Genomic DNA, 9,642 nt, shown 5'->3' on the forward strand with positions numbered 1-9,642 from the left:
TCCGTCGTCGGCAGCGTCAGATGTGTATAAGAGACAGGTGGTGCTCCACCGACCGGCAGCCCGACCGTCGAGAAGGTGAGGCGTCAGAGGCCGAGCTCGCGGGCGGCCTCGGCGGAGGAGTCGCGGAGGAACTGCGCGCACCGCTGCTCCTCGTCCGTCTCGCCGATGGCGCGCGCGGCTCGCGCCAGGGCTGCCAGCGCCCGCAGGAACCCACGGTTCGGCTCGTGGGACCACGGCACCGGGCCCTGCCCCCGCCAGCCCGACTTGCGCAGGGCGTCGAGCGCGCGGTGGTAGCCGGTGCGGGCGTAGGCGTAGGCCTCGACGTCGCGCCCGCCCGCGGCGAGGGCCTGCTCGGCCAGCGTCGCCCACGCGAGCGAGGACGTCGGCACGGCGGCGGCCACGACGACCGCCTCCTCACCGGCGGCCAGGCGCGCGGTGGCGGGGTCCTCGGCCAGACGTGTCTCGGGGATCCCGAGCAGGTTGTCGCTCACGGGTGGGTGCCGGCCGACCGCAGGGCCTGGCACGCCTCGACGATGCGGGCGGCCATGCCGGCCTCGGCGGCCTTGCCCCAGGCGCGCGGGTCGTACTGCTTCTTGTTGCCGACCTCGCCGTCGATCTTGAGCACGCCGGCGTAGTTGCTGAGCATCCAGTCGGCGACCGGGCGCGTGAAGGCGTACTGGGTGTCGGTGTCGACGTTCATCTTGATGACGCCGTAGTCGACGGCAGCCGAGATCTCCTCGGGCAGCGAGCCGGACCCGCCGTGGAAGACGAGGTCGAACGGTCGGGCCTCCTCGGACAGGCCGAGCTTGCCGGCCGCGGCCTTCTGGGCCTCGAGGAGCACCTCCGGACGCAGCTTGACGTTGCCCGGCTTGTAGACGCCGTGGACGTTGCCGAAGGTCAGGGCCGTCAGGTACCGGCCGTTCTCGCCGGCGCCGAGGGCGTCGACCGTGGCGATGGCGTCCTCGGGCGTCGAGTAGAGCTTGTCGTTGATCTCGTGGGCGACGCCGTCCTCCTCACCGCCGACGACGCCGACCTCGATCTCGAGGACGACGTTCGCGGCCTTGGCCAGGCCGAGCAGCTCGCGGGCGATGTCGAGGTTCTCGTCGAGCGGCACGGCCGAGCCGTCCCACATGTGCGACTGGAACCAGGGGGTGCCACCGGCCTTGACGCGCTCGGTCGAGGCGGCGAGCAGGGGGCGGACGAAGCCGTCGAGCTTGTCCTTCGGGCAGTGGTCGGTGTGCAGCGCGATGTTGACCGGGTAGTTCTTGGCGACCTCGTGCGCGTACGCGGCGAAGGCGAGCGAGCCGGTGACCATGTTCTTGACGTTCGGGCCCGACAGGTACTCGGCCCCGCCCGTGGAGACCTGGATGATGCCGTCCGACCCGGCGTCGGAGAACCCCTGCAGCGCGGCGTTGAGCGTCTGCGAGCTCGAGACGTTGATGGCGGGGTACGCGAAGGAGCCGGCCTTCGCGCGGTCGAGCATGTCGGCGTAGACCTCGGGGGTGGCGATGGGCATGGCATCTCCTGCTGTTTCGTGCGGGTGGGGCGTCAGGCCCCACGGCGGTGCGGTCCGCCGTCGATCCTGCCACGCCCGGCCGGCGTCGGTCAGCGGTGCCCACCCCTCGGAGCGCGGGTGCTCAGCGCCCCGGACGCCGGTCGGTCGGGTCGAACACGTAGGGGGTCGTCGTGGCCACGCGGTGCAGGCCGAGGCGGCGCAGGATCGGCTCGGAGTCGGGCGAGGCGTCGACACGCACGAAGTCCTTGCCGCGCTCGAGGCCGAGGCGGGCGCGGTGCAGCAGCGTGGCACGGTAGAGGCCGCGACCGCGCCACTCGGGCCGGGTCGAGCCGCCCCAGAGGCCGGTGAAGCGGCTCGTGTCGTACTCCGACCGCGCCGCGCAGAGCACCGGTCCCCCACGCGTCTGCTCCACGACGACGACGTCCATCGACGCGGGCTCGGTGAGCCACCGGGGCAGCAGCGAGTCGACCACCCAGGGCTGCGGCTGCCCCCACACGACCTCGAGCATCGCGGCCATCCGCTCGAAGTCCTCGTCGGAGTCCGCGGCGCGCACGACCACGCCGTCGGGCAGGGAGAGCTCCTGCGCGGCGAGCGGCGCGGCCTCGCCGAGGACCAGCGCCTCGTCGTCCTGCCTGACGAAACCGGCCCGCACGAGGCGGGTGCCGAGGTCGGCGGGCTCGTCGTAGTCGTAGGTCTTCCACTCGACGCGCAGGCCGCGCTGGGCGAAGAAGTCGCGCTGCCGTGCGATGACGGCGTCCCACTCGTCGGGGTCGGGACCGAGCCCGTCGGGGCTCTCGATCATGTTCCAGTGGCCGCCGTCGACCTCGTACTCGCGCCGCACGAGGCCGTCGACCTCGATGGGACGCTGAGGTGTGCCGACGCGGATCGGCGCGCGCGTCTCGTCGTGGAAGACGCGCAGCAGCTCGTCGGCGTCGACGGCGTGGGCATCGCTCTGGAACGAAGAGGGGTTCACAGGGACAGCCAAGCATGGTCGAATCCGTCTCGTCATGCCTCTTTTCCCTGCGCGGAACGCCGCTCGCGCCGCCCGGTCGGACGCATCGCTGAGCGACCGCGCCGCACGGGCGCTGGCCGATGCCCGGCCCACGCCCTTCTGGACCGACCGGCCGGAGCGACCCGAGCCGCGGCCATCGCTCACGGGTGCGGCTCCGCGCACCGACCTCCTCGTCGTCGGCGGAGGCTTCACCGGACTGTGGGCGGCCTTGCAGGCCAAGGAGGCCGACCCGTCGCGTGAGGTCGTCGTCGTCGAGGCGGGACGCCTGGCCGACGGCGCGTCCGGACGGAACGGCGGCTTCATGGCGCCGTCGTTGACGCACGGACTGGCCCAGGGGGTGGCCTGCTGGCCCGAGGAGATGGGAACGCTCGAGCGGCTCGCCGCCGAGAACTTCGACGGCATCGTCGCCACGCTCGAGCGCCACGGCATCGAGGCCGACTTCCACCGCCCCGGTGAGCTGACGCTCGCCCTGACCGGGCACCAGGTGCCGTCGGTGCGGGAGTCCTACGAGCTGCACCGGACCCACGGTGTCCCCGTCGAGCTGCTCGATGCGGCTCAGGCCCGGGCCCGGGTCGACTCCCCGCTGTACCTGGCGGGCATGTTCCACCCGGAGGTCGCGCTCGTCGACCCCGCTCGCCTCGTCTGGGGGCTCGCGCGCGCCGCGGAGTCGCTCGGCGTCCGGATCCACGAGCACACGCGGGCAACGGGATTCGACTCTGAGGGCCCCGGCGTGCGGGTCGGGCTGGAGGGCGGGTCGATCCATGCCGGCCGCGTCGTCATCGGCACCAACGCGTCGCAGGGGGTGCTGCGTCGGTTCAGCGCGTGGGTGCTGCCGGTCTACGACCACGTCCTCATGACCGAGCCGCTGAGCCCTGCGCAGCTGGCCGCCATCGGCTGGGCTGGGCGGGAGGGCCTCACCGACGCGGGCAACCAGTTCCACTACTACAGAAGGACGCTCGATGACCGCGTCCTCTTCGGCGGTTACGACGCCAACTACCACTTCCCGGGACGCATCGATCCCGCGCTCGAGCAGAACGACGCCTCGCACGGCCTGCTCGCCGACCACTTCCTCGACATCTTCCCGCAGCTCGACGGCATCCGGTTCACGCACCGCTGGGCCGGCGTCATCGACACGACGTCGCGGTTCACGCCGGTGTTCGGCACGGCCCTGGGCGGCCGGATGGCCTACGCCGTCGGGTACACCGGGCTCGGCGTGGCCTCGACCCGGTTCGGGGCGGCCGTGGCCCTCGACCTCGTCGACGGCCGCGACACGGAACGGACGCGGCTCGGCATGGTCCGGCGCAAGCCGGTGCCCTTCCCTCCCGAGCCCGTGCGCTACGCGGCCGTCACCGCGACGCGCGCCTCGCTCGCCGCCGAGGACCGCACCGGGCGCCGTAACCTCTGGCTGCGCGCGCTCGACCGCCTCGGCGTCGGCTTCGACTCCTGACGCCCTCCGCGGTCGGACGCTACAGGACGGTCAGCTCCCTGGGGCGGGTGTTGAACCGCTCGACGCCGGACTCGGTGACGGCGACGATGTCCTCGATGCGCGCCCCCCAGCGTCCGGTGAGGTAGACGCCGGGCTCGATGCTGAAGGTCATGCCCGCCTCGAGAGGCAGGTCGTTGCCCTCGACGACGTACGGCTCCTCGTGGACGTCGAGGCCGATGCCGTGGCCGGTGCGGTGGATGAAGTGCTCGGCGAGGCCGGCCTCGGCGAGCACGGCACGCCCGGCGCGGTCGACGTCCTGGCACGTGACGCCGGGCCGGACGGCGTCGACCGACGCCTGCTGCGCGGCCTGCAGCGCCGCGTAGGCCTCGGCGACGTCGGGCTCGGTCGGTGACCCGACGGCGTAGGTGCGGGTGCTGTCGGAGTTGTAGCCCGAGGGCAGCGGTCCGCCGATGTCGACGACGACGACGTCGCCCTGCTGCACGACGCGGTCGCTGACCTCGTGGTGCGGGCTCGCGCCGTTCGGCCCCGAGCCGACGATGACGAAATCGGCTGCGGCATGGCCTTCCTCGACGATCGCGGCCGCGATGTCGGCGGCCACCTCCGCCTCGGTGCGGCCCGGGCGCAGCCATTCCCCCACGCGGGCATGGACGCGGTCGATGGCGGCACCGGCGAGACGCAGCTGCTCGAGCTCGACGGCGTCCTTGCGCATCCGCAGCTCCCGCAGGACCGGCCCGGCCAGCTGCTGCTCGGCGGCACCCGCGTCGCGCAGCCGCAGCGCGTGCAGTGCCGGCGTCATGTCGGACACGGCCACCGGGCCGCGGGGCACCCCTGCGAGCGCCAGGGCGTAGGCGTCCTCCCCGTCGACCCACGTGCGCACCTCGACGCCGAGGTCGCCGAACGGCACGTGGCCGAGCCCGGCGAACTCCAGCCTCGGCGAGACGAAGACCGGCGCCACGGACGCGTCGGTGGGCACGACGAGCGCGGTGAGCCGCTCGAACGACGACCCGGCCACGCCGACGAGGTAGCGCAGGTCGGACCCCGGCGCGACGACGACGGAGGAGAGGCCGGCTTCCGCGGCGTGCCGGCGCAGCCCGTCGAGGCGTGAGCGCATGGTCGTGACGTCGAGGACCGAGGTGTGGGTGCCCATGTTCCGACCGTACTGCCGGGCACCCCCGAGCCCGCACCACCGGCTGACGCGCCCGACGGGCACCGGGGTCGAGGTATCCGATCGCAGCAGACCGCGACCGGATACCTCGAACGAGCAGGGTCGACGACGGTTCCCCCAGCAGTTCGACAGGACGTCCTTACCCGCAGCCGACCTGCGCCTGCGAAGTCCTTGCCGAGTGCAGACCCGCAGCGGGTGCCGGGCGCGGCGTCCGGCCCCTACCGTTGGGGGACGCCGGATGCGTGGTGCGTGGCCCGGTTGCTCCCTCGGGCCACGCCGAACGGGCCCCGACCGAGGTGGTCGGGGCCCGTTGTCACGCCCGGACGCCGGCCGAACGCTCCCCCTCGACCGTGACGTGCCGGTACGGCGAGCGCCAGAGCACGAGGGCTGCGACGGCGAGCCCGAGCACCCCGGCGCCGATCGCGAACCGGTTGCCCCACGTGGCCGCCAGCCACCCGCCGAGCGGCGCCGCGATCGCGATCGACCCCCAGTTCAGCGAGCGGATCGTCGCGTTCATCCGGCCGCGGAGCCGGTCGGGCGTCACGAGGTTGCGGTGGCTCATGGTCAGCGGGTCCTTGACACCCATGGCGAGGCCGAAGAGGGCGTTGGCGAGCAGCAGCCACGGCAGGGCCCACGGCCCGGGGCGGGCGAGCAGCAGCAGCGCGTAGGCCAGCGGGCTGGCCCACTCCGTCGCGACGACGACGCGCCCGGTGCCGAACCGGACGCCGAGACGCGGCGCGAGGCCCGCGCCCACGACGCCTGTGACGCCGGTGGCGGCGAGCACGAGGCCGACCGCGAGCGCGTCGAGGTGCAGCTCGGTGGTGGCGAAGTACACGAGGACCGTCGTGACGATGCCGTTGGCGAAGAACCACAGGTGCAGGGAGATCGCGTAGGGCCCGAGCGTCGCGTGCCGGTAGACCCAGGCGCCCCCTTCGCGCAGCTCGGCCCACACGTGGCGTCGCCGGGCCCGCGCCGGCGGACGCTCCTCGATGCGCAGCATCGTGAGGGTGGCCGCGGAGACCGCGTACGACGCGGCGTCGACGAGGACGGCGACCGGCGCCGACAGCAGGCGCACGAGGGCCCCACCGACGAGCGGCCCCAGCGACTGGGTGGCCGAGTAGGTCTGCGACAGGCGGGCGTTGGCCCCGGGCAGCCGCCCCGGCGGCACGATCGCCGGCAGCAGCGACTGGTGGGCGGCGTTGAAGAACATCGAGGCCGAGCCGACGACGAACACGAGCACCGCGAGCACCGGCACCGTGAGCCGTCCGTAGAGCGCGAGCACGCCCACCGTCGCGAGCAGCGCGGCGCAGAGGACGTCGGCGCCGACGAGCAGCGGCAGGCGTCGGACCCGGTCGACGACGACGCCGGCGACGAGGCCGAAGAGCAGGTAGGGCAGCCACTGCGCCGACCGCACGACGCCGAGGTCCACCTGGTCGGCGTGGAGGGTCTCGATGAGGAGCAGCTGGAGCGCGAGTGCCGAGACGAACGTCCCGAGGTTCGAGACCGCGTCGGCGAACCAGAAGCGCGCGAAGGACGCGTCGCGGCCGGTCGGCGCGACAGCACCTGCGTGCTCGAGCGGATCGCCGGCCTCCATGCCTACCCCCTCCCCTGCGCCCGACCCGGCGACGTCGTCACCGCGGCCGAGCACCAACCTACGGGGCGTTCGGGTCGTGGCCGTTCAGGCGGTGGCCGGCGTGCGTACCGGCACGGGCTGCGGGGGCGGTGGGCCGACGTACCGGGCCGCGGGCCGGATGATCTTCGGGTCCCGGGCCTGCTCGAGGATGTTCGCGGTCCAGCCGACGGCCCGGGCCACGCAGAACGTCGGGGTGAACATGCTCGGCTCGAGGCCGGCCAGACGCATGACGACCCCGGCGTAGTACTCGACGTTCGCGTAGAGCGGGCGGTCCGGCTTGAGCTCGGCGAGGACCCGCTCGATGGTGGCCTCGACGCCGATCGCGAAGTCGACGAGGGGGTCGTCCCAGCGGCGGGCCACGCCCTTGAGCAGCTCCGAGCGCGGGTCGTGCGTCCGGTAGACCGCGTGGCCGAAGCCCATGATCCGGGCCCCGCGCGCGACCTGCTCGCGCACCCAGGGCTCGGCGCGGTCCGGCGTGCCGATCGCCTCGAGGGCCTCGAGCGCCCGGCTCGGGGCGCCGCCGTGGCGGGGGCCGGCGAAGGAACCGACCGCCCCGACGAGGCAGGCGGCGAGGTCGGCGCCGGTGCTCGCGATGACGCGCGCCGTGAACGTCGAGGCGTTGAAACCGTGGTCCATCGTCGCGACGAGGTACTGCTCGACGGCGCGGGCATCGCGCTCGGCGGGCAGCCTGCCGGTGACCATGCGCAGGTAGTCGGCGGCATGGTCGAGGTCGGGGTCGGCCGGGACGGGGTCGAGGCCGCGCTGGAGCCGGTGGGCAGCGGCGAGGATCGTCGGCGTGACGGCGACGGCCGCCATGGCCGAGGCGAGCCGCTCGTCCTCGCCGGCGTCGTAGAGGGGGCGCTGGCCGGTGATGCCGCCCCAGGCCGACAGCGCGGTGCGCAGCACCTGGAGCGAGTCGGTCGTGGTGGCGCAGATTGCCGGGAGCAGGTCGGCGAGGGCCGGTGGCAGGACGCGGAGCCGGCCGGCCTCCTCGCGCAGGGCGTCGCGCTCGGACCGGGACGGGAGGCGGCCGTGGAAGAGCAGGTGCCAGGCGTCCTCGAAGCCGACCGCCTCGGCGAGGTCGACGGCCGAGTACTGCCGGTAGTGGTAGAAGCCCTCCTCGCCGCGGACGTCGCCGATCTCGGTGTCGGCGACGACGACCTTGGCCAGACCGGGCGGGACGATGACGAGGCCGGTGGGTGCCGGTGTGGGTTCAGGGGTGGACATGGCGGGCTCCTCTCGGGTTCACTCGTCACCCTCGACCATGTTGATCAACATCGTCAATGTTGATCAGGTCAACGTTGATCCGGTCAATGTCGCCCGGGTCCGTGGCGATCGGTCGACACCCGTCGGGTCCACCCGGGCCCCACCGAGGAGGAGCGCATGGCCGAACCGCGCAGCCCGTGGATCACGACGACCGAGGCCGCCCAGCGTCTCGGCGTCAAGCGAGCGACCCTCTACGCCTACGTCAGCCGCGGGCTCCTGCGCAGCGAGCGGCGTCCGGGCCAGCAGGAGAGCCTCTTCGACCGCGCCCAGGTCGAGTCGATGGCCTCGGCGACGCCCGCGGTAGGCACACCGCAGTCCGTGCTGCGGTTCCGCACCGTCGCGACGGCGGTCAGCAGCCAGGTGGAGGGCGAGCTGCGCTACCGCGGGCTGCCCCTCGACGCGGTGGCGACCGAGACGGTTGAACGCGCTGCGGTGCTGGTCCTGGGATCGCTTGCACCACAGGACTTCACGAGCGGAGACCTCGCTCCCGTACGGATGCCGACGCTGGCCGCGGCCGTCCGTCCGGCCGCCCGAGCGCTCGCCCACCTACCACTCGAGCGGCGCGTGCCCGTGGCGGTGCAGCTGCTCGCGTCCTCCGACCCGTTCGCGGCCGACGTCGACCCGGAGCGGGTTCGCGAGGCCACACCCGGCGTCGTGGCCGGGGCCGTCGCACTGTCGGCCGGCATCGGAACCGGCGCCACCGGCTCGACCCGCCGGAGCCCGGTCCCCCGGGGCGGTTCGGTGATGCGGCCGCTGGCCGAGCTGACCCTCACCGCGCTCGGGGGCCGCTCGACGCCGGAGGCGGCCGAGGTCGTCGGCGTCCTGCTCGTCTGCCTGCTCGACCACGGCCTGACGGCCTCGACCGTGGCGGCGCGCGTCGCTGCGTCGACCCGCGCGGGACTGTACGACTGCCTCGGCGCGGCGTACGCCGCGATGGCCGGACCGTTGCACGGCGCCGCACCGGTCGCCGCGCACGCCCTCCTCGCCGACGGGTCGCGCGCCGGCGACGCCGTGGCACGGGCCGTGCGCGCGCACGGATCCGTGCCCGGGTTCGGGCACTTCCTCTACCCCGAGGGCGACCCGCGCGCCTCCCTCGTCCTCGACCGGGTTCGCCGGCTGCCGGGCACGGGGGCTGTCCTCGAGCGGCTCGACGCGCTGGCCGGTGTCGTCGCCGAGCGCACGGGCGTCCTGCCGAACATCGACCTCGCCGGCGCGGCAGCCCTGCACGCCCTCGGGCTACCGGCGGCCGCCGGCGAGGTGCTCTTCCAGGTCGCGCGCTCCTTCGGCGTCGCCGCCCACGTCATGGAGGAGTACGCCGAGGAGCCGCTGCGCTGGCGCGGCCGCGACCCCTCCGCCTGACCCGGGCACCCCGCCAGGCCCGCGTCGACACCCCGACCGACAGGGCCACCAGCCACCAGCGACCCCGGATCGTCCCCGCAACACACCGAGTAGTCGTCAACTCCGACGGGAGTACCAGTGACGAGTTGGCAGCTGCCCGGTGTGTTGCGGAGACGGTCCGTTCAGGCACGGGGTCCGCGGCGCGGGGTCAGGGGCGCGGAGGTCAGGCTGTCTCTTATACACATCTGACGCTGCCGACGACGGA

At 73.8% G+C, this 9,642-nt stretch carries 8 protein-coding genes; 2 read left to right on the forward strand and 6 right to left on the reverse strand.

Annotated features, from left to right (window positions below):
• Positions 1–83: 83 nt before the first annotated feature.
• The 3 genes from ACPYOM_RS18340 to ACPYOM_RS18350 form a co-directional block, all read right to left on the reverse strand.
• A complete protein-coding gene (locus ACPYOM_RS18340) occupies positions 84–491 on the reverse strand; it encodes a DUF3151 domain-containing protein (RefSeq protein ID WP_481347053.1) in 408 nt (135 codons plus the stop codon).
• The gene (fbaA, locus tag ACPYOM_RS18345; RefSeq protein ID WP_481347054.1) at positions 488–1,516 is read right to left on the reverse strand and encodes a class II fructose-bisphosphate aldolase; all 1,029 of its coding nucleotides are present in this window, start codon (positions 1,514–1,516) and stop codon (positions 488–490) included. Before fbaA ends, ACPYOM_RS18340 begins: the two co-directional genes overlap by 4 nt.
• A 121-nt stretch (positions 1,517–1,637) precedes the next feature.
• Complete coding sequence (locus ACPYOM_RS18350) at positions 1,638–2,489, reverse strand: GNAT family N-acetyltransferase (protein ID WP_481347055.1); 852 nt, start codon at positions 2,487–2,489, stop codon at positions 1,638–1,640.
• Positions 2,490–2,523: 34 nt separating this feature from the next.
• Between ACPYOM_RS18350 and ACPYOM_RS18355 the strand changes: the two genes are divergently transcribed.
• Complete coding sequence (locus ACPYOM_RS18355; protein WP_481347056.1) at positions 2,524–3,975, forward strand: NAD(P)/FAD-dependent oxidoreductase; 1,452 nt, start codon at positions 2,524–2,526, stop codon at positions 3,973–3,975.
• A 19-nt stretch (positions 3,976–3,994) separates the two neighbouring features.
• Here the strand turns inward: ACPYOM_RS18355 and ACPYOM_RS18360 are convergent, their stop codons facing one another.
• The 3 genes from ACPYOM_RS18360 to ACPYOM_RS18370 form a co-directional block, all read right to left on the reverse strand.
• Positions 3,995–5,122 carry a M24 family metallopeptidase gene (locus tag ACPYOM_RS18360; RefSeq protein WP_481347057.1) on the reverse strand — a complete coding sequence of 376 codons (1,128 nt, stop codon included), beginning with the start codon at positions 5,120–5,122 and terminating at the stop codon, positions 3,995–3,997.
• Positions 5,123–5,453: 331 nt separating this feature from the next.
• On the reverse strand, positions 5,454–6,734 hold the full coding sequence (locus ACPYOM_RS18365; RefSeq protein WP_481347058.1) for an MFS transporter: 1,281 nt from the start codon (positions 6,732–6,734) through the stop codon (positions 5,454–5,456).
• A gap of 84 nt (positions 6,735–6,818) precedes the next feature.
• On the reverse strand, positions 6,819–8,000 hold the full coding sequence (locus ACPYOM_RS18370; protein WP_481347059.1) for a citrate/2-methylcitrate synthase: 1,182 nt from the start codon (positions 7,998–8,000) through the stop codon (positions 6,819–6,821).
• Between the two features lie 156 nt (positions 8,001–8,156).
• Here ACPYOM_RS18370 and ACPYOM_RS18375 point away from each other — a divergent pair, with 156 nt between their 5' ends.
• Positions 8,157–9,398, forward strand: coding sequence for a citrate/2-methylcitrate synthase (locus tag ACPYOM_RS18375; protein ID WP_481347060.1), 1,242 nt, complete (start codon positions 8,157–8,159; stop codon positions 9,396–9,398).
• Positions 9,399–9,642 lie beyond the last annotated feature (244 nt).

This window comes from Monashia sp. HAY1-2A (genome assembly GCF_056755315.1).